Consider the following 26,094-nt stretch of genomic DNA (forward strand, 5'->3'; position numbering starts at 1 on the left):
GCGGGCGACGCGGATTGTCGGACAAGCCCCACGAATGCCCCGTTCGGCCCCGGCGTGCGGCCCCCGGTGTGCGCCGCTCGGCACAGACCACGGCCCCAGTCCATCCGCCGAACGGGCGGTAGCGGACCTCCTGCACGGTTCACCGCGGGATCGCCCGGAGATACCTAGTTGTATGTGGAGCCGCAGCCAGGAGGGACCTCCCGTGGACATCTGGTGGACTCTGCACCTCAAGCGCGACCCGGCCAGCGTGCCGCTGGCCCGGCGCATCCTGCTCGGTGCCATGGCGACGGCGGGCGTCGACCCGCAGATCGCCGACGACCTCGGCGTCGCCCTCAGCGAGGCCTGCGCCAACGCGGTGGAGCACGGTGCCGGCGGGCGGGCGGACGACGGTTTCCAGGTCACCGCGTCGATCAGCGGGGACCTCCTGCGGATCGAGGTGACGGACTCAGGCCCCGGCCTCCCGGCGCCGGCGGCCCCCGCGCCGCTCCCGCTGCGCCGGCCGGCCGCCCCGCCGGCCCGCCCGGCCCCGCACCGCCGCGCCCGGCGCGGCCGCGCCAGCGTCCCCGGCCCGGTCCTCACCGCACACCGCTCCCGCCGCGAGGACCGCCCCTACGACACCCACGTCCTGCCGCCCTGTCGCCCCGGGGCCCCGGCGCCCACCCTCCGCCCGGTCGACCTCGACACCCTCCCCGACCTCACCGCCGAGTCCGGTCGCGGCCTGTTCCTGATCCACGCCCTGACCGACCACGTCCAGCTCCGCAACCACCCCCTGCGCGGTGCGATCGTCAGCTTCGACAAGGTCCTCAAGTGGCAGGACGACGCCCTGCTGCGGGCCTGCTGACCGGAGAAGGGGTACGGGCGGTGCGCCCGTACCCCTTCTCCGGTCATCGCTGCCGGTGTCAGCTGTGCGAGCCGGCCTTGCGGCGGCGCAGCACGAGCAGGGTGCTGGCGCCGGCGGCCAGGACGGCGGCGCCGCCGAGGGCGATCGGGAGGGTGTTGGAGCTGGAGCCGGTCTCGGCCAGGTGCGGGCCGGCGGCGGGGGAGGCGGAGGCCTTGGGGGACCCGGCGCTCGCGGGGGTGGTCGCGGCGCCGGTCTCGGCGACCTTGAAGTCGCCCTCGTAGTAGCCGTAGAACTGGGTGCAGGCGTTCGGCTTGTCGTTGGCCGGGGTGGGGACCTTGTCGTTGTCGAACGCGTCCGAGCCGGAGTCGTAGTTGGCTCCGTACTTCCCGGCCGGGGCCTTGGCGGTGGCGGCGATCCGGATCTGGACGGTGTGCTTCTCGCCCTTGGCCAGCTTGAAGTCGGGCGCCGGCAGGTGGCGGTCGTCGAGCTTCGCGGGCTTCCAGCCGGAGCCGGTGTTCAGCTGCACGTCGAAGAACTCGGTGCTCCACTCGACCGGGCGGTCCCCGTCGAACTCGTCGGTGACGTAGAAGGAGTTGTGGACGGCGGGCAGCTCGACGCCGCTGTTGTTCTCCCAGGTCACGGTGATCTCGGCGGCCGGGCCGCCCTTGACCAGGGTGGTGCCGTACAGGCCGGTGCCGGTGACCTTGAGGAGCGAGCTCTGGTACACGCCGCCGTGGCAGCGGTTGCCGACCGTGGGCGTCGGCGCCGGGGTGGTCGGCCGGACGGTCGGCGTGGCGGTGGTGGTGGCGCCGGCGCTCGGCGAGGCGGTGGCGCCCGTCGAGGGGGTGGTCGGCGCGGTCGGCGTGGCCGTGCCGGTCGGCGGGGTCGACGGGGTGCTGGTCGCGGTCGGGCTCGGCGAGACGGCGACCGCACCGGCGGTGGCCGCACCGACCGTCGCACCGAGGGACAGTGCGAGCAGCGTGGAGGCGGCCAGGAGGCGGGAAGAGCGCACGATCATTGCTCCAGCTTTGGGTGAATTGTGTCTGAATGAGGGCGACTTGGGGCCTGGCGATGATCGCCGGCGGGTCGCGCCGCCGCACCCTATCGGGGGCCCGGCGAAGGGTTCCGGCCGGGGTGGCCGAAAGCCGACTACGCTGGCGCGATGGGTGCGGTGGGCGAGTGGGATCTGCGGCGACTGCGGGTGCTGCGGGCGGTCGACGAGTGCGGCACGGTCACGGCGGCGGCGGAGCGGCTCCGCCTCTCGCCGTCCGCGGTCTCCCAGCAGGTGTCGGCGCTGGCCAGGCAGTTGGGCGCGCCGATGCTGGAGCCGTACGGGCGGCGGGTCCGGCTGACCAGTGCGGCGCGGCTGGTGCTGCGCCACGCGGAGCTGGTGTTCGGGCAGTTGGAGCGGGCCGAGGCGGAGCTCGCGGGGTATCTGCACGGCGAGGCGGGCGAGGTGCGGGTGGGCGCCTTCGCCACCGCGATCGGCGGGCTGCTCGTCCCGGCGATCGCCCGACTGCGCGAGGACGCGCCGCGGTTGGCGGTGCGGGTGGTGGAGGCCGAGGCGGCCGGGGCGTACGGGCTGCTGGCGGCGGGGGACGTCGACCTGGCGCTCTCGCTCGCGGTGCAACCGGCCGGCGGCGACCCCCGGTTCGTCGAGTCGGTGCTGCTCAGCGACCCGCTGGACGTGGCGCTGCCGCCCGGGCACCCGCGGGCCGACTCCTCGGGCCTGCGGCTCGCGGACCTCGCCGACGAGCCGTGGATCTACGGCGCGGCCGGCCCCTGGCGGGAGATCACACTGGCGGCGTGCGCGGACGCCGGGTTCGTGCCCGAGCGGGCGCACACCGCGGCGGACTGGTCGGCGATCCTGGCGATGGTGGCGGCCGGCCTCGGGGTGGCGCTGGTGCCCCGGCTGGCCTCGGCGGGGCGCGGTGGCGGGGCGGTGGTCCGGGCCCTGCCCGCCGACCTGCCGACCCGCCGGGTGGTCGCCGCGGTGCGCACGGGGACGGAGGGGACGCCGCCGCTGCGCCGGGTGCTGGCGGCGTTGGCCGAGGTGGCGGCGACCGTTCAGTCGGAGTGAACGGTTTGCTCAGTTCTTTGTGATGGACCTGATCAGTCCCCCGGGGTCATGGTGGACGCATGGCCACCGACACCACTGCCCGGACCCTGCCCGACGCCGACGCGCTGCCCTACGCGGGCGGCAACCCGTACGCCGACTACCGCTCCGCCACCTTCGCCTTCACCACGCTGACCGACCTGGCGGACCGCCGGCTCGGTGGCGCCGTGATCGCCGCCAACGACGAGCTGTTCGCCGAGCGGGAGAACCTGCTGCTGCCCGAGCCCGCCGAGTTCCGCCCGCACACCTTCGGCAACAAGGGCCAGATCATGGACGGTTGGGAGACCCGCCGGCGCCGGGGCGCCGCCGCCGGCCGCCCGCACCCGACCGCCGAGGACCACGACTGGGCACTGATCCGCCTGGGAGTGCCGGGAGTCGTGCACGGCGTGATCGTCGACACCGCGCACTTCCGGGGCAACTACCCGCAGCAGATCGGCCTGGAGGGCACCGAGCTCCCCGGCACCCCGGGCCCGGAGGAGCTGCTCGCCGACTCCACCGTCTGGCACCCGCTGGTGCCCCGCTCGCCGGTGCGCGGCCACGCCGCCAACGGCTTCGCGGTCGAAGACGGCCGTCGTTTCACCCACCTGCGGCTCAGCCAGTACCCCGACGGCGGCATCGCCCGGCTGCGGGTGCACGGCGAGGCCCGGCCGGACACCGCCTGGCTGGCCGCCCTCGGCACCTTCGACCTGGCCGCGATCGAGCACGGCGGCGCGGTCGAGGACGCCTCGGACCGCTTCTTCTCGCCGCCGGCCAACCTCGCTCTGCCCGGCAAGTCCCGGGCGATGGGCGACGGCTGGGAGAACCGCCGGCGCCGGGACGACGGCCACGACTGGGTCCTGCTGCGGCTCGCCGGACGCGGCGCGATCCGCGCCGTGGAGATCGACACCGGCTACTACGTGGGCAACGCGGCCGGCTGGGCCGCCCTCTACGGCCGGGACGACCGGGCCGCCGACCCGCAGGAGTGGTTCGAGCTGGTGCCCCGCACCCGGCTCCAGCCCGACGCCGTCCACCGTCTGGTGCTCGACGCGCCCCGGCCGGCCACCCACGTCCGGCTCGACGTCTTCCCGGACGGCGGCATCGCCCGGCTGCGGCTGCACGGCAGCCTCGTCTGATCGGAGGGCGGGCGCCGTCCCCGGCCCCGGTTGCCGGTGTCCGACGGCCGCCGGACGATGGAGGAATGATGCACCAGATGCGCGCCGAGTACGGTGACGGCGGCCCGTCCGCCGGGGTGAGGCTCTGGCACGTGGTCCGCGGCTCCGAGGCCGTCGCCATGTGCGGTCGGGAGCTGGACGCGGGTGCGCAGCTGCGGGATCCGGTGGACTGGGGCAAGACGCCCGAACTCTGCTGCCACACCTGCGGCGCGTACTACCTGCGCGAGACGCCGTACCTGGCGACCGAGCACCCGTAGCCCGGACGTCCTAGCCTGGTCGGCATGGACGAATCCCTGGTCCGCCCGCGGTCGTTGGCCGACGAGGTCGCTCGGCTGCGGGCCGGGCGCCCCGGCCCGGCCGCGCACGCCGACCGGCTCTGCGGCCGGATCGAGCGGCTGGACCCGCTGCTGCACACCTTCGTGCCCGAGCCCGGGCGCCCGGAGCGGCTGCGGGCCGAGGCCCGCGCGCTGGTGGCGCGGTACCCCGATCCGCGCGCCGCGCCGCCGCTGTACGGGGTGGCGGTCGGGATCAAGGACATCGTCCACGTCGACGGCCTGCCCACGCACGCCGGATCGGCGCTGCCGCCGGGCGTGCTGGCCGGGCCGCAGGCCGCCGTGGTGGACCGGCTGCGGGCCGCGGGCGCGCTGGTGGCGGGCAAGACGGTCACCGCCGAGTTCGCCGGCGGCGCCCCTGGCCCGACCCGGAACCCGCACCGCCCCGGGCACACCCCGGGCGGCTCCAGCAGCGGTTCGGCGGCGGCGGTCGCGGCCGGGCTGGTGTCGCTGGCGATCGGCACCCAGACGGTCGGTTCGGTGATCCGGCCGGCCGCCTACTGCGGGGTGGTGGGCTTCCGGCCGACGTACGGGCGGATCCCGACGGACGGGGTGCTGCCGAACGCGCCGAGCTTCGACACCCTCGGCCTGTTCACCGCCGACCTCGCCGGTGCGGCGCTGGCGGCGCCGCTGCTCTGCGACGACTGGCGGGGCGACTGGCGGGGCGTCGGCCGGGGCGACGGGCACCCCGAGGACCGGCCGCCCGTCCTCGGGGTGCCCGTCGGGCCGTACCTGGAGCAGGCCGGGCCGGCGGCGCGGGCGGCCTTCCGGGAGCAGCTGGACCGGCTCGCCGCGGCGGGGGCGACGGTGCGCGAGGTCGACCTGCTGCCCGACTTCGCGTGGCTGGTGCGGCAGGTGCGGACGATCAACCGCTTCGAGCAGGCGCGCAGCCACGTCGACTGGTTCGCCCGGTTCGGCAACCTCTACCGGCCGGAGACGGCGGCCGGCATCCGGCACGGCCAGTCCGTCCGGCCGGAGGACTACGGGACGGCGCTGCGGGCCCGCGAGCACGCCCGCGCCCGGCTGGCCGACGCCTGGGCGGCCGCGGGGGTGGACCTGCTGGTGGCGCCCTCCGCCACCGGGCCGGCCCCGCTCGGGCTGGGCAGCACCGGTGACGCGGTGATGTCCCTGCCGTGGAGCTACGCCGGGCTGCCGGCGCTCAGCCTGCCCGCCGGGGTGAGCGCGGACGGCCTGCCGTTCGGTCTCCAGGTGGTCGGCGCGGCCGGCGCCGACGAGCTGCTGCTCGCCCGGGCGGCCCCGCTGGAGCGGGCCCTGGGCGGGCCGGTCGGCTGAGCGGCGCGGCGGGTACGGTCAGCGCCGGTCGCGCTGCTCGTCGGGGAAGCGGGGGCCGCCGATCAGGAACAGCAGCGCTGCGGTCGGGAAGCCGATCGAGGCGACCACCAGCACGATGAACTCCCAGAACATCCGTCGCTCCTCGTCCTCGTCAGTCCCGTGCCGGTCGGCCCCTCGAAGGAGCGCGCAAACCCGACGGGCCCTGATTGGCCGAATTGTCCAGTCGATATCCGACGGTATGGGTGAATTGCCCCCACTGCCACCGGACAGCCCCGGCCGAGCCCGGACACGCGGCGTGCACGGGTCTGGGCGCACGCCCCACCCGACGTCCACACTGTCGGGATGCAGGTACAGCTGGCAGGGGAAGCACGGCGGCCGGACCACGAGAGCGAGGACTTCGCGGCGGCCTCGCCGGAGGCGCTCGTACTGCTCGACGGGGCGAGCTCGCCGACCGGCCTGGAGTCCGGGTGCCGCCACGGCACCCCGTGGTACGTACGGCGGCTGGGGGTGCACCTGCTGGCCCGGCTCACCGACCGGGCGGACCGCTCGATCGCCGAGTGCCTGGCCGACGCCATCGTGGAGACGGCCGCGCTGCACGGCGGTCGCTGCGACCTCGCCCACCCCAACACGCCCGCCGCCATGGTGGTCGCCGCCCGGCGGCACGGCGCCGCACTGGAGTACCTGGTGCTCGGGGACTCGCTGCTGGTGCTGCAGTACAAGGACGGCCCGCCCAGGGTGATCGGGGACAACCAGCGCTTCCCCAGCGGTGAGGAGCTGCGCCGCCAGGTCTGGTCGACGGTGCCCGGCTCGACCGAGCGCGCCGCACTGCACCTGGAGTACGCGCTGGCCGTCCGGGCCGTCCGGAACTCGGGCGGCGGCCCGTGGATCGCCGCCGCCAGCCCCAAGGCCGCGCAGCACGCCGAGACCGGCTTCGTCGACCTCGACCGGCTGCACGCGGTGGCCGCGCTGAGCGACGGCGCCTCGCGCTACACCGAGCGCTTCGGCCTGGGCAGCTGGGCGGACGCCCTGCACGTGCTCGCCGAGTCGGGGCCGGGCGAACTGATCGCCCAGGTGCGGGCGGTCGAGCGGTCGGACGCGGCCTGCGAGCGCTGGCCGCGCGGCAAGGCGCACGACGACGCCTCGGCCCTCTACGCGCTGCTGTAGCGGACCGCGGCGGGGCGGCGAACGGCGGGGCCGTCCGCCCGATATGGGCGCGGTATAGGAGCGGGCGGCACCGTGGCGGTGCTGATAGATCGGCATCTCCATGGCCACACCCCTCCCCCGAAGGACGCTCATGACCGACTCCGTGGCGCTGTGGTTCCGCACCTACCACACGGCTCCGGCCCCGCGGCTGCGGCTGGTCTGCTTCCCGCACGCCGGCGGAGCACCCACCGCCTACTGGTCCTGGGCCCGCGAGCTGCCCGAGGACATCGAGGTGCTGTCGGCCTGCTACCCGGGCCGGCAGGACCGCCTCGGCGACCCCTACGCCCCCTCCGTCCACGCGATGGCGGACGAGATCGCCGCCGCCCTGGCCGGGCTGGCCGCCGACGGGGTGCCGCTGGCGCTGTTCGGCCACAGCATGGGCTCGGTGGTCGCGCACGAGGTGACGCTGCGGCTCGGTGCCCAGCACGGCGTGCGCCCGGTGCGGCTGTTCGTCTCGGGCTCCGAGGCCCCGCACCGCCGTGAGCGCGAGGAGTCGGCGGCCGCGGACGACACCGAGTTCCTCGCCGAGCTGCGCCAGCTCGGCCACAACTCGCTGGCCGACATGGACCCGGGCCTCCTGGAGCTGGTCCTCCCCAGCATCCGGGCCGACTACCGGCTGTCGGCCGCCTACCGGCCCGACCCCGCCGCCGGCCGCCACCGGGTGCCGGTCGTCGCCTACGTGGGGGCCCGGGACGCCGAGTGCGAGCCCGAGAACGTCGCCGCCTGGTCCGACACCACCAGCGCCGGCTTCGAACTGCGGATCTTCCCCGGCGACCACTTCTACCTGCAGGCCCAGGAGAAGCAGCTGCTCGCCCACATCGCCGGCCACCTGCGGTCCGACCTGCGGCTGCGCCAGGTGCTCGGCGCCGGCCGCGCCTGAACCCCGCCCCGCCCCCGGCCGGGTCCCCCCGTCGCCGTCCCGCCGGCGCCGCCGTCCCCCACGCCATCGTCCACCCCTGACCGAAATGAGGCCGCCCTGATGGCCGATCACCTGGTGACCCGACTGGAGCGGCACGGCCGCGAAACCCCCGACCGCACCGCCCTGGTCTTCGTCGAGGCCACCTCCGACGGCTGGTCGGAGCAGCCGCTGAGCTTCGGGGACCTCGACCGCAAGGCCCGCTCGGTCGCCTCCTGGCTGCGTGAGCGGTGCGCCGTCGGCGAGCGCGTGATGCTGCTGTACGGGGCCGGGCCCGAGTTCGTGGCCGCACTGGCGGGCTGTCTGTACGCGGGCGTGGTGGCCGTTCCGGCGCCCCAGCCCAGCACCCAGCGCGGCCACAGCTCCCGCACGGACGGCATCGTGCGGGACGCCGACATCCGCCTGGTGCTGACCGACGCGGCCAACCACGGGACGGCCGTCGCCATGCTGGAGCAGGCCGGTGACACGGAGCTGCCCTGCGTGGCCACCGACCTGCTGGAGCTGGCGCCCGCCCCCGACTGGCAGGTGCCGCCGACCGCCGACGACGACCTGGTGTTCATCCAGTACACGTCGGGCTCGACCAGCTCGCCCAAGGGCGTGATGGTCACCCAGCGCTCGCTGCGCCACAACATCGGCCTGATCGCGCGTGCCTTCGCGCTGGAGCGCGACAGCCGCGGCGCCTGCTGGCTGCCCCAGCACCACGACATGGGCCTGATCGGCGCCCTGATCGCGCCGCTGTACGTCGGCGCCGTCGGCTACCAGCTCGCACCGATGGCCTTCCTGCGCCGCCCGCACGTGTGGCTGGAGCTGATCAGCAGCCGGCGCGCCACCCACACGGTCGCCCCGAACTTCGCCTACGACCTGTGCGCCCGCCGGGTGACCGACGCCCAGCTGGCCGGACTGGACCTGGGCAGCCTGGTCAGCGCGGGCAACGGCGCGGAGCCGGTCAGCGCCGCCACCCTGCAGCGGTTCACCGGGCGGTTCGCCCCGGCGGGCTTCCGGCTCGACCAGTTCAACCCCTGCTACGGCATGGCCGAGACCACCCTGCTGGTCTCCGGCACGACGCGCGGCGAGACACCGGCCCTGACGGCCGTCGACGCCGAGGCGCTCGCCGCCAACGAGCTGCGCCCGGTCGCCCCGGGCGCCGACGGCCCGCTGCTGGTGAGCAGCGGGACCGTCCACGACCTCGACGTGCGGATCGTCGACCCGGCCACCGCCGCCACCCTCCCGGACGGCGGGATCGGCGAGATCTGGGTCCGCGGCGACAGCGTGGCCGCCGGCTACTGGCGCAACCCCGAGGCGACCGGGGCGACCTTCCGCGCCGTCACCGCGGAGGGTGCGGCGGGCTACCTGCGCACCGGCGACACCGGCGCCCTGCACGAGGGCCGGCTGTACGTCACCGGGCGGATCAAGGAGGTCCTGATCATCAACGGTCGCAACCTCTACCCGCACGACATCGAGCGCGAACTCGCCTCGCTGGACGAGGCGTTCAACGGACTCAGCGGCAGCGTCTGCACGGTGCCGGGAGCCGGCGAGCAGATCGTGGTGATGCACGAGGTACGCCGCCGCCCCGGCGCCCCCGAGGAGCTGACCGACTTCGCCCGGCAGCTGCGCGGCCGGCTCGCCGAGCGGGTCGGCGTGCGGATCCCCAACCTGGTGCTGCTGCGGCCCGGCCAGGTCCGCAAGACCACCAGCGGCAAGGTGCAGCGCTCGCTCATGCGCGAGCTCTTCATGACCGGAGCGCTGGAGCCCGTGGTCGAGGACCTCGACCCGGCCACCGCCGCCCGCTACCGCAGCACGGCCGGTGCGCGATGACCCACGCCGCGACCCACGCCTCCCGGCGGATCGCCGAGGAGTTGGACCGCGCCCTCGGCGACCCCGAGGACGGCGGACGGCTGTTCTCCTACGCGCGCTGCGGCGCCCTGGACGACCGGGAGGAGTTCCCGGTCGAGATCTGCCGCGAGCTGGACCTGCTGGGGCTGCCCCGGCACTACGTCCCGGCCGAGTACGGCGGGGCGCTGGAGAGTTACGAGCACGTCCTGCAGCTGATGCGGGCCGTCGCCCGCCGGGACCTCACCGTCGCCATCGCGCACGGCAAGACCTTCCTGGGCGCGGTGTCGGTCTGGGTCGGCGGCAGCCGGGAGCAGGCCGAGCAGCTGGCCGCCCGGGTGCTCGACGGGACGGTCGTCTCCTGGGGCCTGACCGAGCGCGACCACGGCAGCGACCTGCTGGCCGGCGAGGTCGTCGCCGTGCCGACCGGGGACGGCTACCGGGTGAGCGGCGAGAAGTGGCTCATCAACAACGCCAACCGGGGCCGGCTGGTCTGCCTGCTGGCCCGCACCGGCGAGGCCGGCGACGCGCGCGGCTTCAGCCTGCTGATGATCGACAAGTCCGGCCTCGCGCAGCCCGGCTACCGGCCGCTGCCGGCCGTGAAGCTGCACGGCATCCGCGGCGCCGACATCAGCGGGGTGGCCTTCACCGACGCCCGGGTGCCGGCCGACGCGCTGGTCGGCGGCGAGGGCGACGGCGCCGAGATCGTCCTCAAGAGCCTCCAGCTGACCCGCACCATGTGCGCCGCGCTGTCGCTCGGCGCCGCCGACAACGCGCTCACGCTGGCCACCGGCTACGCCCTGGAGCGGCAGGCCTACGGCCGGCTGCTGGCCGAACTCCCGCAGACCCGAAGGCTGCTGGCGCAGTCGTACGCGGACGTGCTGCTCGCCGAGGCGGTGAGCACGGTGGCCGTCCGCAGCATCCACGCGCTGCCCGGCGAGCTGGCCGTCTCCTCGGCCGTCACCAAGTACCTGGTGCCCACCCTGGTCGACCAGGTGATCGACCGGCTCGGCACCGTGCTCGGGTCGCGCTCGCTGCTGGTCGGCGAGACCTACCAGCACGGCCGCTTCCAGAAGGTCCAGCGCGACCACCGGATCGTCGGCATCTTCGACGGCAACTCGCTGGTCAACCTGCACGCGCTGATCAACCACTTCCCGCTGCTGGCCCGCCAGTTGCGCAAGCGGACGGTGGACGAGGCCGGGCTGGCCGCGGCCGCCGACCTGGGCGCGCCGCTGGCGCCCCTCGCCCGCGAGCGGCTCAGCCTGCTGCCGCGCGGCGGCTCCAGCGTGCTGCAGGCGCTGCCCGCCGCGGTGGCCGAGCTCGGACGGCTGGCCGCGCAGGGCACCGTCCCGGCCTCGCTCGGACGGCGGGCCGAGGCGCTGCTGGCCGCGGTCGACGGCCTGGCGGTCGAACTGGCCGCCCACCGGCCGACCCCGGTCGAGGCGCCACGCGCGGCCTTCGACCTGGCCGAGCGGTACGCCCTGCTGTACGCGGCCGCGGCCGCCGTCCAGCTCTGGCTGCGCAACCGCGAGGCGCCCGAGCACGGCCACGGCCTGTGGGCCGACGGGCTGTGGCTGGAGGCGGCGCTGGCCCGGGTGCTGACCCGGCTCGGCCACGGCCCGCGGCGCCCGGTGCCCGGCGACGACCTGCTGGAGCGCCTGGTGCCGTTCCTGGAGGACCAGCAACGCACCGGCACCCTCCCGTCCCTGCTGTACTACCCCCTGGTGAAGGGCAGCCGATGACCACCGTCACCATCCCCGACTGCTACGGCGATCTGGGCACCCCGGCACCGCTGGAGACCCTGTTCGGCGACCCCGAGTACCAGGACAACCCGCTGGGCTTCGCCGCCTTCGTGGCCGCCGACGAGCGCGGCGACCTGCTCTCGGCCGGCGAGCGCGTCCTGGACGCCTACGGGCTGGGCGCCGAGTTCGTGCCGCGGCGGCTCGGCGGCCGGCTCGACCGGGCCGACCGGCTGGCCCGGGTGCTGCGCCCGCTGTTCCGCCGCGACGCCGCGCTCGGCCTCGGTCACGGCGCCAGCAACCTGGTCGGCGCGGTCAACGTGTGGGCCCAGGGCGGCGATCAGCAACAGCGCTGGCTCGCGGACGTCCTGTGCCGCAACGGCCGGATCGCCGCCGCCTACACCGACATGTCCACCGGCAACGACGTCTCGAACACCGCCTTCCGCGGCACCCTGCGGCAGGACCACCTGGTCCTCGACGGCCGCAAGGAGATCATCAACAACCTGGCCCGCGCCGAGGCCGTCACCGTGCTGGCCCGCACCAGCCCGGAGCCCGGCAGCCGCAGCCACTCGATGGTGCTGGTCGACATGGCCACCGCGCCCCGCGACCGGCTGCGCTTCCTGCCGCGCTACCGCACCGTCGGCGTGCGCGCGATGTACCTGGGCGGGCTGGAGTTCGACGACTGCCCGGTGCCGGTGACCGCGGTGGCCGGCGAGGTCGGCGGGGCCATGGAGACCATCCTGCGGTCCTTCCAGGTCACCCGGGCGGTGCTGCCCGCCGCCGCGCTCGGCGCGGTGGACCAGCAGCTGCGCACGGTGACCGGCTTCGCGGTGGGCCGGCACCTGTACCACCGCACGGTGGCCGACCTGCCGCACGCCCGCTCGGTGCTCACCGACGCCTTCGTGGACCTCCAGGCGGCCGACGCCTTCGCCACCACGGTCTGCCGGGCGCTGCACCTGCTGCCCGGGCAGACCAGCGTCTACGCGGCGGCCGTCAAGTACCTGGTGCCGCTGCTCTTCAAGGACACCGTCGACGCCCTGGGCCAGGTGCTGGGCGCCCGCTCGTTCCTGCGCGAGGGGCCGCACGCGGTGTTCCAGAAGCACGCCCGGGACCTCCCGGTCGCCTCGCTGGTGCACGCCGGCGGCACGGTCTGCCAGGCCACCGTCATCCCGCAGCTGCCCCGGCTGGCCCGCGCCGCCTGGCTGGTCGGCGAACCGGCCCCGGCCGCCGTCTTCCACCTGGCCGGGGACCTGCCCGAGCTGGACTTCGACCGGCTGAGCACCACCGCCGGGCGGCACGACCCGCTGCTGGGGAGCCTGGTGGACGCGGCCGCCCGGGTGCGCGACGAACCGGTCCTGGGCCGGCTCGCCGCCCAGCTGGTGGACGAGCTGACCGCGCTCAAGCAGGCCTGCCAGGAGCTCGCGCCCCGGGACCGGACCCCGCTGGCCGGTCCGGTGAGCTTCGAACTCACCCACCGCTACGCGGTGCTGCTGGCCGCCGCCTGCTGCCTGGGCGTGTGGCTGAACAACCCGGACCACCCGGGCGGGTTCGCGCGCCGGCCCGACTGGGTCGTCGCGGCGCTGGCCCGGCTCACCGCCCGGCTCGGCTGCCCGCCGGTGCCCGGGGTGGACGCGGTCCGTCCGGCGGTGTTCCGCGAGCTGATGGACCGCTACGAGAGCGGTGCCGGATTCGACCTGATCGGCCGACACCTCGCCTGAGCATCCCGCCGGCTCCCGGCGGGAGCCGCCGGTGCCGCCCAGTGACAGGAAGAGAGCATGGGAAAGTTCGTACGGGTCGAGGAGACCGGGGCGGTGGCGACCATCCGGCTGCTGCGCCCGACCATCAGCGGCGCCGACCCGGTGCTGCCCGCGGAGCTGGCCGGGGCCGCCGAGCGGGTCGGTTCGGACCCGGCCGTCCGGGCCGTGATCCTCACCGGCGGCAGGCGGGTCTTCGGCTCCGGCGCGGACGTCGCGGCGATGGCCGCGTGCACCCCCGCCGAGGTGGACGCGTACACCGCCCGGCTGCACACCGGGTTCGCCGCGATCGCCGCGATCCCCAAGCCGGTGGTGGCCGCGATCGCCGGCTTCGCCCTGGGCGGCGGGCTCGAACTCGCGCTCTGCGCCGACTTCCGGGTGGCCGGGGCCGGGGCCGTGCTCGGCCTGCCGGAGATCGGACTGGGGATCATCCCCGGCACCGGCGGCACCCAGCGGCTGCCCCGGCTGGTCGGCCCGGCGCGGGCCAAGTGGCTGATCATGACCGGACGGCAGCTGGACGCGGCCGGGGCGCTGGAGATCGGCCTGGTCGACGAGGTCGTCCCCGACGCCGAGGTGCACGCCTGCGCCCAGCGGCTGGCCGAGCGGTTCGCCGACGGGCCGACGGCCGCCCTGGGCGCCGCCAAGCAGGCCGTCGACGAGGGCCTCGGTCGACCGCCGGCCGAGGGTCTGGACCTCGAACGGCACCGGTTCGCCGCCCTGTTCGCCACCGCCGACCAGCGGGAGGGCCTGCGGGCGCACCTCGCCGGGGAACCTCCGCGGTTCATCGGCCGCTGACCCGCCCACCCCACCGCAACGAAGGACGACGATGTCGAGCCCGCACCCCCTCTCCCACGCGCAACAGTCGCTCTGGTTCCTCTACCGGCTGGCGCCGGACGCCGCGGTCTACAACACCGGCGTGGCCCTCACCGTCCGCTCCGCCGTCGACCTGCCCGCCCTGGAGCGGGCGATCGAGGCCACCGCCGAGCGGCACGACATGCTCCGCTCGCTCTTCGCCGAGCACGACGGCGGGGCCGCCCGCACCGTCACCGACCGGCACCCGCTGGGCCTGGAGCTGCGCGAGCTGCCGGGCCTGGGCGACGAGCAGCTCCGCACCGCGGTCCGCGACGCGCTGCGCGAGCCGTTCCGGCTGGAGCGCGACGGCGCGTTCCGCTTCGTCCTGCTGCGCCGCGGCGCCGAGGACGCCGTCCTGCTGATGGCCGGCCACCACATCGGCACCGACGCCACCTCCAACTGGCTGATCCTGCGCGACCTGCTGCAGAGCTACCGGCGCGTGGTCGACGGCCAGGAGCCCGACCTCGCCCCCCTCGCGGCGGACTACGACGACTACGCGGCCCGGGAGCGCGACCTGCTCGGCTCGCCGCGCGGCGCCCGGATGGAGCAGTACTGGCACGGGTTCTGCGCCGGGGCGGCCCCGGCCGAGATCCCCACCGACCGCCCCCGTCCGGCGAGTTCGAGCCACACCGGCAGCACCTACCACCTGGACCTGAGCGGCCCGCGGGTGGCCGGGCTGCGCGAGCTGGCGCTGGCCGACGAGGTCTCGCTGTTCTCCCTCCTGCTCGGGATCTTCCAGGGCCTGCTGCACCGCTACACCCGGCAGAACGCCTTCCTGGTCGGCGCGCCGACCACCACCCGGCTGAGCCCGGCGACCCGCGAGGTGGTCGGGAACTTCATCAACACCCTGCTGTTCCGGGCCGACCTGGCGCCGGGGGCGAGCTTCCGCGACGCGGCCCGGGCCGTCGACGGGCAGGTCAAGGCGGGCCTCGGCCGGGTCGGCTACCCGTTCGAGCTGCTCACCCGGACGGTCAACCGGCCGCGGGTCGGCGCCGGCTCCGCCCTCTGCCGGATCACCTTCAACATGATCGGCACCAGCAGCCCCGACCCGCTGCTGCGGCTGCTGCTGGACGCCGCCGACGGCGCGCCGGCCGAGTTCGCCGGGCTGCGCATCGCACCTTTCGAACTCCCGCAGGCCGAAGGCCAGTTGGACCTCGCGGTGAACGTGCGGCAGAGCGTCGACTCGCTGGCCGTCGACTTCCGCTACGACGTCGACCTGTTCGACGAGGCCACCATCGAGCGCTTCGCCGGCTACTTCGTCCGGGCCGTCGACGCGGCCCTGGCCGACCCGGACGCCGCCGTCGCGCGCCTCGCCCTGGTGGACGCGGCCGCGATGGACCTGATGCTCGGCTTCGCCACCGGCGGGGGAGGGCGGCGCGTTGGCTGAGATCGTCCACCGGACCCTGCGGGTGGCCGGCCGGCGGATGCACGTCGCCGAGGCCGGCGAGGGGCCGCTGATCGTGCTGGTGCACGGCTTCCCCGAGCTCTGGTACTCCTGGCGCCACCAGCTCACCGGGCTGGCCGAGGCCGGCTACCGGGTGGTCGCCCCCGACATGCGCGGCTACGGGCTCAGCGAGTGCCCCGCCGAGGCCGGCCAGTACACCATCCACCACCTGGTCGGCGACGTCGTCGCGCTGATCGGCGCGCTCGGCGAGGACCGGGCGGTGGTGGCCGGACACGACTGGGGCTCCCAGGTCGCCTGGCACACCGCGCTGATGCGCCCGGACCTGGTCCGCGGCGTGGCCGGGATGAGCATCCCCTACCGGCCGCGGCCCGGCCTGCCGCCGCTGCCCGCGATGCGGCGCGCCATGGGCGAGCGCTTCTACATGCTGTACTTCCAGGAACCCGGCGCGGCCGAGCGGGAGTTGAGCCGCGACGTACCCGCCGCACTGCGCCGGCTGCTGGCCGGCACCAGCGGCGGCGCGGCGCCCTTCGATCCGGTCGTCCCGGACGGCGGCGGCTTCCTCGACCTGTACCCGGAGCCCGACCGGCTGCCCGACTGGCTGACCGAGCAGGACCTCGCCGTCTACGCCGGGGCGCTCGGCGCCACCGGCTTCACCGGCGGCCTGAACTGGTACCGGAACCTGCACCGCAACTGGGAGCTCACCGCCCCGCTCAACAAGGCCGCGATCCAGGTCCCGGCGCTCTACCTGGCCGGTACGGACGACTTCGTCATCCGCGGCCAGGACCCCGACCGGCTGGAGGACGAACTGCGGCGCTGGGCACCCCGGCTGCACCGCAGCGTGCTGCTGCCCGGCTGCGGCCACTGGACCCAGCAGGAGCGGCCGGCCGAAGTCACCGCCGCCCTGGCCGAGTTCGCGGCCGCACTGGACTGACCCGACATCCGTCACCACGCCTTCCCACGATTTCCGACCTTCCCGAGGAGTTACCACCATGACCACGTCCATCGAGCAGACCCAGGACCTCACCGAGCTGCGCGCCTGGCTCACCGACCGGGTGGCCTTCTACCTGGAGATCCCGGTCGAGCAGATCCGGCCGGACGTCAAGCTGGTCGAGTACGGCCTGGAGTCGGTCTACGCGCTGGCCCTGTGCGGCGACGCGGAGGACGAGTTCGACGTCGAGCTGGAGCCCACCCTGGCCTGGGACTACCCCACCATCGACGCCCTCTCCGGCCTGCTCGCCGAGAAGATCGCCGAGCAGGCCTGACCCCGCACCGACAGAGAGGAGACCGACCATGCGTGCCGCCATCACCCGTGGGGGCGCACTCGTCGTCGAGGAGGTCCCCGACCCGGTGCCGCAGGCCGGACAGGTGCTGGTCCGCACCCTGGCCTGCGGCATCTGCGGCTCGGACCTGCACGCCCTCGACGACCCCGACGCGTTCGGCGACGTCATGCGCCGCACGGGCGGGAGCACCCACGACATCCGCGAGGGGCTCGTGCTCGGCCACGAGTTCGCCGCCGAGATCGTCGACTACGGCCCGGGCACCGTCCGGGCTCTGCCGACCGGCACCGTGGTGTGCGGACCGCCGATCGGCTTCGGACCGCAGGGCAGCGGGATCATCGGCTACACGCCGGCCTTCCCCGGCGGCTTCGGCGAGTACATGATCCTCTCCGAGGCCTTCACCATGCCGGTGCCCAACGGGCTCGACCCGAAGACGGCCGCGCTCACCGAGCCGTTCTCGATCGCCGCCCGGGCCGTCCGACGGGCCGAGGCGGCCCCCGGCTCGGTCGCCGTGGTGATCGGCCTGGGCCCGGTGGGCCTGGGCATCGTCGCGGTGCTCAAGGCCAGGGGCCTGGGCCCGGTCGTCGCGGTGGACTTCTCGCCGCGCCGCCGGGCACTGGCCGAGCGCCTCGGCGCCGACATCCTGATCGACCCGGCCGTCGAGTCCCCGTACGACCGCTGGACCTCGCTCGGGGTGATCCCCGGGATGATGGACCGGATGGCCGCCGAGTACCGGGGCGTGCGGATCAAGGACGCCGTCATCTTCGAGTGCGTCGGCACGCCCGGCATGCTCGCCCGGGTCGTGGACGGGGCACCGGCCGGCGCCCGCATCGTGCTCGTCGGCGTCTGCCTGCGCCCGGACACCTTCGACCCCGGGGTGGCCGTCGGCAAGGAGCTGGACATCCGCGGCTCCTTCGGCGGCAGCCCGACCGAGTACCGCCAGACGCTGCGCGACATCGCGGAAGGCCGGATAGACGCCGGTGCCGTGATCACCGGGGTGACCGGCCTGGACGGACTGACCGGGGCGATCGCAGAACTCAGTGAGCCGGACCGGCACGCGAAGATCATCGTCGATCCTTCGCTGGACCGGCCCGTCGTCTGACCCAGCCAACCAAGCGTGGAGGACCAATGCTCGTCGACACGTCAGAACAGTCCGCGGCGGTGGGCCTGCTGGAACGCCCCGACCCGGCCGACCTCGCCCCGCCGTCCACCTACCGACGACTCCTCGACCTGTTCCACCAGGGGGACATCGCCTACCGGCTGATGGACCACCCGCCGGAGGGACAGACCACGCTCGCCAGCGAGCTGCGGGGCCACGAGCTCTCCGCCGCCGCCAAGTGCATGGTGGTCACCGTCACCAAGGGCGGCCGGCCCGCCCGCCACGTGCTGGCCGTGATACCCGGCGACCGCCGGGTCGACCTCAAGCAGGTCGCCCGGGTGGCCGGCGGCGGCAAGGCACGGTTCGCCGAACAGGACGCCGCCGAAGCGCTCGGCGCGACGGTGAGCGGGACGATCACCCCGTTCTCCTTCCACCCGGACCTCCAGGTCCTCGCCGACCCGGCCCTCTTCGACGTGCCGGAGCTGTACTTCAACGCCGCCCGGCTGGACCGGTCGGTCGCGATCAGGTCGGCCGACTACCTGCGGCTGGCCCGCCCCCAGGTGGTCCCGATCACCTGATCACCACAGGGCTCCACACAGGTGGCACTCCTTCTCGACAAGGGGTGCCACCTTCCCCTTTCCCCGGAACAGGCGCGACATGACACTCCTTCGGCCTGCCAACTACGGTGGGCGCATGACAACCGGCACAGCCCCGCGGCGGCTGCTCACCCTCGCGCTCGGCCGCGCGCCGTGGTCGGTGCTGGTCTGGCGGGACATCGTGTTCCTCTGCCTGGGCGTCCCGCTCCAGCTGGTCTCCTTCTCGCTCGTGGCGGTGCCCTGGCTGCTGTTCGTCGAACCCGCGGACGACTGGCTCTACTGGCCGCTGGAGATCACCCAGCTGATGCTGACCGTGGTCGGACCGCTCGCCTTCCTGCTGCTCTCGGTCACCGCCCTGAACGAGGCCCAGCACCGCCGGTTCCGCTACCTGCTCGGCCAGTCGATCCCGCGTGCCGGCCACAGCACGATCCGGCTCAGCTGGCGCGGGGTCGCCACCTCGTTCCGCTCGCAGGCCGCCTGGCGGCAGCTCGGCTATCACGTCCTGGCCGGGCCGGTGCTCGGGCTCGCCGGACTCGCCGTCCTGGCCGGCTGGCTCTACGGCATCGCCCTGGCCGGCGCCTACGGCTGGATCTGGGCGCTGCCCGACCAGGTCCGGTCGCGCGCCGCGGCGTTCACCGTCGGCGGCCTGCTGCTCGTCCTCGCGATGCCCTGGGTGACGGCGCTGGTGGTCGGCGCGGACGGCTACCTGGCCCGTCGACTGCTCGGGCCCAGCCGGGCCGAGCGCCTCGCCGAGCGCGTCGACGACCTGACCGAGGGCCGCAACGGCATGGTGGCCGCCGCCGACGCCGAACGGCGCCGGATCGAGCGCGACCTGCACGACGGCACCCAGCAGCGCCTGGTCGCCCTGGCGATGAACCTCGGCCTGGCCCGGGCCACCCTGACCGACGCCGGGCCGAACGCCGCGGGCGTCATCGTCAAGGCGCACCAGGAGGCGCTGGAGGCCATCGCCGAGCTGAAGCACCTCGTCCGCGGCCTGCACCCGGCGGTGCTGGACGACCGCGGCCTGGACGCCGCGCTGTCCGGCGTCGCCGCCCGCGCCCCGCTGCCCGTCGACCTGGAGGTGGCGGTGGACCGCCGCCCCCCGACGGCCATCGAGTCCGTCGCCTACTTCGTCGTCGCCGAGGCCCTCAACAACGTCGCCAAGCACGCCCGCGCCGAACGCGCCGCCGTGCGGGTGGACCGCGTCACCGACCGGCTGCGCATCGTCGTCACCGACGACGGCGTGGGCGGCGCCGACCAGAGCCGGGGCACCGGCATCGCCGGCCTGAGCCGTCGTGCCCGCTCGGTGGACGGCACCTTCCAGATCACCAGCCCCGTCGGGGGCCCGACCACCATCACCGTGGAGCTGCCGTGCGCGTCGTGATCGCCGAGGACTCCGTCCTCCTGCGAGTCGGCCTGACCAACGTCCTGGAGACGATGGGCTTCGAGGTGGCCGCCGCCGTCGGCGACGCCGAGGAGGTGCTCGTCGCCGTCGAGGAGCACCGGCCGGACGTCGCCATCCTCGACGTCCGGATGCCGCCCTCGCACACCGACGAGGGCGTGCGGGCCGCACTGGTGATCCGCCGTCGCTGGCCGGACACTGCCCTGTTGCTGCTCTCCCAGTACGTCGAGGAGCGCTACGCCGCGGAGCTGGTCGCCACCAACCCCAGCGGCATCGGCTACCTGCTGAAGGAACGCGTCGCGCACGTCGAGGAGTTCGTGGACGCGCTGCGCAAGGTCGCCGCCGGCGGCACCGCGCTCGACCCCGAGGTCGTCTCCCAGCTGCTGCTGCGCCGGCAGAGCGGCCCGCTCGACCGGCTGACCGAGCGGGAACGGGAGGTGCTCGCGCTGATGGCCGAGGGCCAGTCGAACTCCTCGATCGCCTCCGCGCTGGGGATCAGCGACAGCGCCGTCGGCAAGCACATCAACAGCATCCTCACCAAGCTCGACCTGCCCCGGGAGGACGCCGGCGGCCATCGCCGGGTCCGCGCCGTGCTGCGCTTCCTGGAAGGCCGCTGACCGGCCCCTCCGAAGCCTGTCCGGCCCTCGGGCCTTCCACCGCTAGTGGACGGTGCCGACGCCGGCCACCACCCGCTGGGCGCGGGTCCGCAGCTCGTCGAGCACGTCCTCGGAGTCCGGCGCGGACCCGCCGGCCACCAGGGCGGTCACCGTGTGGCTGTCGAAGCCCGCCGCCAGCAGCTGCCGCCAGTCCTCCGGCGTGGCCTGGACGTGGGTGACGCGCTGCGCGTCCACCAGGGCGACCAGCGCCGCCGGGTCCGCGGCCGCGGCCTCGGACGCCAGCACCACCCGGGCGCCGCCGGTGAGCGGCAGGTGCAGCTCCGCCGCCGCCCGGACCCCGGCCCCCGGAGCGGCCGCCAGCCAGGCGCCGCGCCGGATCCCGCCGAGCTCGGCCCGGACCTTCTCCAGCAGCCGGCCCAGCTCGCGGTGGTCGACCAGTACGCCGTCCAGCAGGCAGGCCGCCCCCTCCGGCGAGGCCGCGACCGGCAGCGCTCCGGCCGGTCGGGCGGCGAGCTGCGCCGCCTCGGCGTCCAGCCGCAGCACCCCGCCGGTGAAGCCCCCGGCCACCGCCCGATCGGTGATCAGGAAGGTGACCCGCGGGTCGACCGGCTCCGTCGCGGCGGCCGGGTCGATCAGCTGGTACGCGGCGCCGGCGCGCCACACGCCCTGGAGCACCGGGACCAGCTCGGCCCCGCGGGCCAGCAGGACCCCGACCACCGCACCCGGACCGACCGCGAGGGCGGTCAGGTGGTGCGCGATCCGGTTGGCGTACTCGTCCACCTCGCGGTAGCTCAGCGTGCGCTCACCCGTGACCACGGCCACCGCCTTCGGCGTGCGGGCCGCCTGCTCGGCGATCAGCCCGACGAGCATCGGCTGCTCCACCTCGGCTGCGGGCGCCCGCACGGGCACCGCGGGGGCCGGCAGGTAGCCGGCGGTCGCGTCCCCGTCCGGGTCGGCGGCCATCGCCTCCAGCACCAGCCGGTACATCGCGACGAGCTGCTCCAGCTGCGTCCGACCGAGCGCGCCGGCCCCGGTGCTGAGCCCGATCCGGCCGCCGGCGGCGATCACGGTCAGGGCGAACTCGTTGGAGCCGTCGTTCAGCGAGGCCCGGACGTCCACCGTGTCGCGGTCGACCTGGTGGAAGTCGAGGAACTCGAACATCACGCTCAGCGCCGCCCGGCCGTGCCCGGCCGCCCGCTGGATGGCGGGCAGCGGGTAGCGGCGGTGCGACCAGAGCTCGGTCTCGGTGCCGAAGACCTGCGCCACCAGGTCGCGCCAGGTCCTCGCGCCCCGGGCGGCCGGGAAGGGCAGGGTGTTGAGGTGCATGCCGAGCACCCGCTCCGCGCCCGGCGCCTCCAGACGGCCGTGGTAGACCACGCCCGTGTGGAAGGCCGGAGCCGTGCTCAGCGAGCCCATCACCGTGAGGTGCGCGGCCAGCAGCACCGTCTTGAGCGAGGTGTTCGCGCCGGTGGCCAGCGCCCGCAGCCTCTCCTCCAGGTCCGCGTACTCGACGTTGAGCAGCTGCGACCCGGCGCTCCGGTCCCGCCAGGTGGCGGGCAGCTCCAGCGGGCTGTGCCGGTCGACCACGTCCTGCCAGAAGGCCTGGTCGGCCGGGTCGGACAGGGCGGTCAGCTCGGCGGCGATGTAGTCCGCGTACCGGACCGCGGGGGCCTGGTGGGCGGCCGGCGTCCCGCCGTCGCGCAGCGTCCGGTAGGTGTCGAGCAGCTCCATCAGCAGCGAGTTGAGCGTCCAGCCGTCGGTGACGGCGTGGATGTGGCTCGCGGTGACCCGCCAGGCCTCGTCCGACTCGACGTGCACGGCGATCCGCAGCAGCGGCGCGGCCGTCAGCTCGAACCCGCGGGCCCGCTCCTCGGCCACGTAACCGCGCGCCCGCTCGGCCCGCTCGGCCTCGGTCAGGCCGCGCAGGTCGTGCACGGTGACCGGGACCTCGGCGGCGGCGTGCACCAGCTGGAGCGGCCGGCCGAACCCGGTCAGGTGCACCGAGGTGCGCAGCAGCTCGTGGCGGTCCGCCAGCAGTTCCAGGGCCCGCCGCAGCGCCGGTTCGGCGAACGGCAGGGTGTCCGGGATCCGGAAGGAGTTGATGTGGTGGTAGGCCGTGCCGCCCTCGCCCGTCATCAGCTCGACCAGCATGCCGGTCTGGATCTGGGAGAGCGGGTAGGCGTCGACCGCGTCGGCCGGAAGGTCCCGGCGGTCCTCCTCGTCGATCAGGGCGAACGGCTCGACGGCGGTGATCAGCGACCGGCCGTCGCCGCCGGGCAGTGCCGCGGCCAGGGCCGCGATCGTCCGCTGCTCGAACACGTCGCGGATGGTCACGTCGTGGCCGGCCTCGCGCATCGCGCCGACCAGGCGCACCGCGCGGATCGAGTCGCCGCCGAGGTCGAAGAAGCTGTCCTCGACGCCGACCGGCGGCAGGCCCAGCACCTCGGCCCAGACCGCCGCCAGAGCGGCCTCCAGCTCGGTGCGCGGCGCGACGTGGTGCTCGCCCACGACGCTCACCGCCTGCTCCGGCGCGGGCAGCGCCCGGCGGTTCACCTTGCCGTTGGTGGTCAGCGGGATCTGCGCCAGGGTGACGAACGCCGCCGGGACCATGTAGCCGGGCAGCGCCGTCGCCAGGTCCGACCGCACCGCCGCGAGGTCCGGGGTGTCGGAGCCGGCCGGCACCAGGTAGGCGACCAGCGACTTCTCGCCGGCCTCGTTCTGGTGCACGATCACGGTCGCCTCGGCCACCAGCGGGTGCTCGCGCAGCCGGGCCTCGATCTCGCCCAGCTCGATGCGGAAGCCGCGGACCTTCACCTGGCCGTCGATCCGGCCCAGCGACTCGTAACGGCCGTCGGGCAGGCGCCAGGCGAGGTCGCCGGTGCGGTACAGGCGGGAGCCGGCCGGGCCGTACGGGTCCGGCACGAACCGCTCGGCGGTCAGCTCGGGGCGGTTCAGGTAGCCGCGGGCCACGCCCGGGCCGCCCACGTGGATCTCGCCCGGCACGCCGTCCGGCACCAGGTGCCCGTTGGCGTCCAGCAGGTGGATCACGGTGTCGGCGACCGGCAGGCCGATCGGGGACGCCGTCCGGGTCAGGTCCGGCTCCGTCACCCGGTGGTAGATCGAGTGCACGGTGGTCTCGGTCGGCCCGTAGATGTTGATCAGGGCCGGCCGCTGCACGCCGAACTTCGCCGTCCACGCCGCCAGTTGCGACATGTCCAGGCGCTCGCCGCCGAACACGACCGCGCGCAGGGCCAGTCGGTCGACGCGCGGGTCGCCCTCCTGCACCAGCCCGGTCAGCGAGCGGAACGCGGACGGGGTCTGGCACAGCACGCTGACCCGCTCGGCCACCAGCAGTTCGACCAGCTCCTGCGGCGACCGGGCGACCATCGCGGGGACGACCACCAGGCGGCCGCCGTGCAGCAGCGGGGCCCAGATCTCCTTGACCGAGAAGTCGAAGGCGTAGGAGTGGAACAGCGCCCACACGTCGTCCGCGGCGAACGGGAAGTCCGCACGGGTCGCCGTGAACAGCCGCGGCACGTTGGCGTGCGCGGTGCCGACGCCCTTGGGCAGGCCGGTCGAACCGGAGGTGTAGATGACGTACGCCAGGTTGTCCGGGCGCACGCCGGTGACCGGGGCGGTGGCCGGGCGGGCGGCGATCGCGCCCTGGTCGGCGTCGATGAGGACGCGGGCGCCCGCGAACTCGATCGGCTCCAGGGCGGAGTGGGTCATCAGGATCGGCGATCCCGCGTCGGCCAGCATGTAGGCGAGGCGGTCGGCCGGGTTGGCCGGGTCCAGCGGCAGGTAGGCCGCGCCGGACTTCAGGATGCCCAGCAGGGCGGGGATGAGGTCGGGGCCGCGCTCCAGGGAGAGGCCGACGATCCGCTCGGGGCCTGCGCCCAGGGCGATGAGGTGGTGGGCGATGCGGTTGGCCCGCTCGTCCAGCTCCGCGTAGGTCAGGCTCTGGTCGCCGCTGGTCAGGGCGATGGCGTCCGGGGTGCGGGCAGCCTGGGCGGCGAACAGCTCGTGCAGGCAACGGGCGGCCTGCTGCTCGTCCGACGGCTGGGCAGGCTGCTCGGCCTGCGCCCGGCGCACCGGGACGAGCCGACGGTCGGCCTCGGCCAGCGGGACGACCAGGGCGTCGCCGTCGGCGTCGGCGGCCATGGCCTCCAGCACCAGCCGGTACATCGCGCCCAGCCGCTCCAGGTTCTCCCGGCTCATCGTCGAGACCGCGGCCCCGAGGCTGAGCTGGCCGACCCCGGCGATCGCCATCAGGCCGAACTCGTTGCGGCCGTCGTTCAGACCACCGCTGGTGTCCACCGTGCCGGTGTCGACCTGGTGGAAGTCCTGGTGGTCGAAGAGCACGGTGAGCAGGTCGCGGGTGTTCCCGGCGGCGCGCTGGACGGCGGGCAGCGGGTAGCGGCGGTGGGACCAGATGGCGGTCTCGGTGGCGTAGGTCTGCTCGACCAGTTCGCGCCAGGTGCGGGCACCACGGGTGGCGGGGAAGGGAAGGGTGTTGAGGTGCATTCCGAGCACCCGGTCGGCGCCGGGGGCCTCCATGCGGCCGTGGTAGACCACGCCGGTGTGGAAGGCGTCCTCGGCCGTCAGGCTGCCCATCACCTTGAGGTGCGCGGCCAGCATGACGCTCTTGATCGAGGTCTTCGCCTCGGCGGCCAGTCGGGTCAGGCCGTCCTCCAGGTCGGCGAACGGCACGCGGATCGCGTGGCGCTGCTCCGAGTCCTCGGCGCCGGCCCAGGTGGCCGGGATCCGCAGCGGGGTGTGCCCGTCCACGACGTCCTGCCAGAAGGCCTGCTCCTCGCTGCTCGCCAGCGCGGCCTCCTCGGCGGCGACGTAGTCCGCGTACCGGACCGCCGGGGCCTCGTAGGCAGCCGGCTCGCGGCCGTCCCGCAGCGCCTGGTAGCAGCCGACCAGCTCCATCAGGAAGGAGTTGATCGTCCATCCGTCGGTCACCGCGTGCAGGTGGCTGACCGTCAGGCGCCAGGCCTCGGCCGACTCGATGTGGACCGCCAGGTGCAGCAGCGGACCGTTCACCAGGTCGAACCCGGCCGTCCGGGCGGCGGCGACGAACGCGCGGCCGTGGGCGTCCTGCTCGGCCCCGGTCATGCCGCGCAGGTCCTCGACGGCGAACGGGATCTCGACGGTGGCGTGGACGAGCTGGAGCGGCCGGCTGTAGCCGGTCAGGTCGACCGAGGTCCGGAGGATCTCGTGACGGCCGGCCAGGATGGCGATGGCCTCGGTCATCGCCGGGGCGTCGAAGGGCTTCGAGTCGGGCAGGCGGAAGGAGTTGATGTTGTGGTAGCTGTTGCCGCCGTCCGCCGTGAGCATCTCGACGAGCATGCCGGTCTGGATCTGGGAGAGCGGGTAGGCGTCGACGACGCCGGCGGGGAGGGCCGTGCGGTCCTCGTCGCCGATGAGGGCGAAGGGCTCGACGGCGGTGATCAGGGAGGCGCCGGTGGTGTTGCCCGGGAGGGCGCTGGCCATGGCGGCGATGGTGCGCTGCTGGAAGACGTCGCGGATGGTGACGTCGTGGCCGGCGGAGCGGAGGGCGCCGACGAGGCGGACGGCGCGGATGGAGTCGCCGCCGAGGTCGAAGAAGCTGTCGTCGATGCCGACCTGGGGCAGGTCGAGGACGTCGGCCCAGATGGTGGCGAGG

Annotated in this window: 20 protein-coding genes; 18 read left to right on the forward strand and 2 right to left on the reverse strand. The window is 74.9% G+C overall.

The window, feature by feature from the left end; translation table 11 throughout:
* The first annotated feature begins 202 nt into the window (after nucleotides 1-202).
* On the forward strand, nucleotides 203-841 hold the full coding sequence (locus ACFVYI_RS36320; protein ID WP_387893537.1) for an ATP-binding protein: 639 nt from the start codon (nucleotides 203-205) through the stop codon (nucleotides 839-841).
* Nucleotides 842-899: 58 nt separating this feature from the next.
* On the opposite strand, the gene ACFVYI_RS36325 is transcribed toward ACFVYI_RS36320, so the two are convergent.
* Nucleotides 900-1,853: an LAETG motif-containing sortase-dependent surface protein gene (locus ACFVYI_RS36325; protein WP_387893538.1), complete on the reverse strand. Its 954-nt coding sequence runs from the start codon at nucleotides 1,851-1,853 to the stop codon at nucleotides 900-902.
* A 159-nt stretch (nucleotides 1,854-2,012) separates the two neighbouring features.
* Between ACFVYI_RS36325 and ACFVYI_RS36330 the strand changes: the two genes are divergently transcribed.
* From ACFVYI_RS36330 to ACFVYI_RS36410, 17 genes are all read left to right on the forward strand, one after another.
* Entirely contained in the window at nucleotides 2,013-2,921 is a 909-nt protein-coding gene (locus ACFVYI_RS36330) for a LysR family transcriptional regulator (protein ID WP_387893567.1), read from the forward strand.
* A gap of 59 nt (nucleotides 2,922-2,980) precedes the next feature.
* A complete protein-coding gene (alc, locus tag ACFVYI_RS36335; protein ID WP_387893540.1) occupies nucleotides 2,981-4,069 on the forward strand; it encodes an allantoicase in 1,089 nt (362 codons plus the stop codon).
* A 65-nt stretch (nucleotides 4,070-4,134) separates the two neighbouring features.
* The gene (locus ACFVYI_RS36340; protein ID WP_387893542.1) at nucleotides 4,135-4,365 is read left to right on the forward strand and encodes a hypothetical protein; all 231 of its coding nucleotides are present in this window, start codon (nucleotides 4,135-4,137) and stop codon (nucleotides 4,363-4,365) included.
* A 24-nt stretch (nucleotides 4,366-4,389) separates the two neighbouring features.
* Entirely contained in the window at nucleotides 4,390-5,733 is a 1,344-nt protein-coding gene (locus ACFVYI_RS36345) for an amidase (RefSeq protein WP_387893544.1), read from the forward strand.
* Nucleotides 5,734-6,075: 342 nt separating this feature from the next.
* Nucleotides 6,076-6,897 carry an integrase gene (locus ACFVYI_RS36350; protein WP_387893546.1) on the forward strand — a complete coding sequence of 274 codons (822 nt, stop codon included), beginning with the start codon at nucleotides 6,076-6,078 and terminating at the stop codon, nucleotides 6,895-6,897.
* 130 nt (nucleotides 6,898-7,027) lie between these two features.
* The gene (locus tag ACFVYI_RS36355; RefSeq protein WP_387893548.1) at nucleotides 7,028-7,816 is read left to right on the forward strand and encodes a thioesterase II family protein; all 789 of its coding nucleotides are present in this window, start codon (nucleotides 7,028-7,030) and stop codon (nucleotides 7,814-7,816) included.
* Nucleotides 7,817-7,915: 99 nt separating this feature from the next.
* Nucleotides 7,916-9,667, forward strand: a complete 1,752-nt coding sequence (locus ACFVYI_RS36360) for a fatty acyl-AMP ligase (protein ID WP_387893550.1) — start codon at nucleotides 7,916-7,918, stop codon at nucleotides 9,665-9,667.
* Nucleotides 9,664-11,424, forward strand: a complete 1,761-nt coding sequence (locus ACFVYI_RS36365; protein ID WP_387893551.1) for an acyl-CoA dehydrogenase family protein — start codon at nucleotides 9,664-9,666, stop codon at nucleotides 11,422-11,424. Before ACFVYI_RS36360 ends, ACFVYI_RS36365 begins: the two co-directional genes overlap by 4 nt.
* A complete protein-coding gene (locus ACFVYI_RS36370) occupies nucleotides 11,421-13,139 on the forward strand; it encodes an acyl-CoA dehydrogenase (RefSeq protein ID WP_387893553.1) in 1,719 nt (572 codons plus the stop codon). The genes ACFVYI_RS36365 and ACFVYI_RS36370 overlap by 4 nt, the downstream gene beginning before the upstream one ends.
* A gap of 57 nt (nucleotides 13,140-13,196) precedes the next feature.
* Nucleotides 13,197-13,970 carry an enoyl-CoA hydratase/isomerase family protein gene (locus ACFVYI_RS36375; protein ID WP_387893555.1) on the forward strand — a complete coding sequence of 258 codons (774 nt, stop codon included), beginning with the start codon at nucleotides 13,197-13,199 and terminating at the stop codon, nucleotides 13,968-13,970.
* A 31-nt stretch (nucleotides 13,971-14,001) separates the two neighbouring features.
* Entirely contained in the window at nucleotides 14,002-15,414 is a 1,413-nt protein-coding gene (locus tag ACFVYI_RS36380) for a condensation domain-containing protein (RefSeq protein WP_387893556.1), read from the forward strand.
* A gap of 37 nt (nucleotides 15,415-15,451) precedes the next feature.
* Entirely contained in the window at nucleotides 15,452-16,363 is a 912-nt protein-coding gene (locus ACFVYI_RS36385; RefSeq protein WP_387893569.1) for an alpha/beta fold hydrolase, read from the forward strand.
* A gap of 58 nt (nucleotides 16,364-16,421) precedes the next feature.
* Entirely contained in the window at nucleotides 16,422-16,694 is a 273-nt protein-coding gene (locus ACFVYI_RS36390) for an acyl carrier protein (RefSeq protein WP_387893557.1), read from the forward strand.
* A gap of 28 nt (nucleotides 16,695-16,722) precedes the next feature.
* Complete coding sequence (locus tag ACFVYI_RS36395) at nucleotides 16,723-17,811, forward strand: zinc-binding dehydrogenase (protein ID WP_387893559.1); 1,089 nt, start codon at nucleotides 16,723-16,725, stop codon at nucleotides 17,809-17,811.
* A 26-nt stretch (nucleotides 17,812-17,837) separates the two neighbouring features.
* Nucleotides 17,838-18,386, forward strand: coding sequence for a YbaK/EbsC family protein (locus ACFVYI_RS36400; RefSeq protein ID WP_387893560.1), 549 nt, complete (start codon nucleotides 17,838-17,840; stop codon nucleotides 18,384-18,386).
* 115 nt (nucleotides 18,387-18,501) lie between these two features.
* Entirely contained in the window at nucleotides 18,502-19,788 is a 1,287-nt protein-coding gene (locus ACFVYI_RS36405; RefSeq protein ID WP_387893562.1) for a sensor histidine kinase, read from the forward strand.
* Nucleotides 19,776-20,423, forward strand: a complete 648-nt coding sequence (locus ACFVYI_RS36410; protein WP_387893564.1) for a response regulator — start codon at nucleotides 19,776-19,778, stop codon at nucleotides 20,421-20,423. The genes ACFVYI_RS36405 and ACFVYI_RS36410 overlap by 13 nt, the downstream gene beginning before the upstream one ends.
* A 42-nt stretch (nucleotides 20,424-20,465) precedes the next feature.
* Here the strand turns inward: ACFVYI_RS36410 and ACFVYI_RS36415 are convergent.
* Nucleotides 20,466-26,094 (reverse strand): amino acid adenylation domain-containing protein (locus ACFVYI_RS36415; RefSeq protein ID WP_387893565.1); only part of this gene is annotated, 5,629 nt, incomplete at its 5' end.

The sequence above is a fragment of the Kitasatospora sp. NPDC058218 genome, assembly GCF_042882445.1.
GTDB lineage: Bacteria > Actinomycetota > Actinomycetes > Streptomycetales > Streptomycetaceae > Kitasatospora.

What these genes read in the sequence shown, in the direction of transcription:
- ACFVYI_RS36375 (WP_387893555.1), top strand. Translation starts at nt 13,197, where the DNA reads ATGGGAAAGTTCGTACGGGTCGAGGAGACCGGGGCGGTGGCGACCATC.
- ACFVYI_RS36390 (WP_387893557.1), top strand. Translation starts at nt 16,422, where the DNA reads ATGACCACGTCCATCGAGCAGACCCAGGACCTCACCGAGCTGCGCGCC.
- ACFVYI_RS36385 (WP_387893569.1), top strand. Translation starts at nt 15,452, where the DNA reads ATGCACGTCGCCGAGGCCGGCGAGGGGCCGCTGATCGTGCTGGTGCAC.
- ACFVYI_RS36370 (WP_387893553.1), top strand. Translation starts at nt 11,421, where the DNA reads ATGACCACCGTCACCATCCCCGACTGCTACGGCGATCTGGGCACCCCG.
- ACFVYI_RS36400 (WP_387893560.1), top strand. Translation starts at nt 17,838, where the DNA reads ATGCTCGTCGACACGTCAGAACAGTCCGCGGCGGTGGGCCTGCTGGAA.
- ACFVYI_RS36395 (WP_387893559.1), top strand. Translation starts at nt 16,723, where the DNA reads ATGCGTGCCGCCATCACCCGTGGGGGCGCACTCGTCGTCGAGGAGGTC.
- ACFVYI_RS36405 (WP_387893562.1), top strand. Translation starts at nt 18,502, where the DNA reads ATGACAACCGGCACAGCCCCGCGGCGGCTGCTCACCCTCGCGCTCGGC.
- ACFVYI_RS36365 (WP_387893551.1), top strand. Translation starts at nt 9,664, where the DNA reads ATGACCCACGCCGCGACCCACGCCTCCCGGCGGATCGCCGAGGAGTTG.
- ACFVYI_RS36345 (WP_387893544.1), top strand. Translation starts at nt 4,390, where the DNA reads ATGGACGAATCCCTGGTCCGCCCGCGGTCGTTGGCCGACGAGGTCGCT.
- ACFVYI_RS36355 (WP_387893548.1), top strand. Translation starts at nt 7,028, where the DNA reads ATGACCGACTCCGTGGCGCTGTGGTTCCGCACCTACCACACGGCTCCG.
- alc (WP_387893540.1), top strand. Translation starts at nt 2,981, where the DNA reads ATGGCCACCGACACCACTGCCCGGACCCTGCCCGACGCCGACGCGCTG.
- ACFVYI_RS36350 (WP_387893546.1), top strand. Translation starts at nt 6,076, where the DNA reads ATGCAGGTACAGCTGGCAGGGGAAGCACGGCGGCCGGACCACGAGAGC.
- ACFVYI_RS36340 (WP_387893542.1), top strand. Translation starts at nt 4,135, where the DNA reads ATGATGCACCAGATGCGCGCCGAGTACGGTGACGGCGGCCCGTCCGCC.
- ACFVYI_RS36360 (WP_387893550.1), top strand. Translation starts at nt 7,916, where the DNA reads ATGGCCGATCACCTGGTGACCCGACTGGAGCGGCACGGCCGCGAAACC.
- ACFVYI_RS36380 (WP_387893556.1), top strand. Translation starts at nt 14,002, where the DNA reads ATGTCGAGCCCGCACCCCCTCTCCCACGCGCAACAGTCGCTCTGGTTC.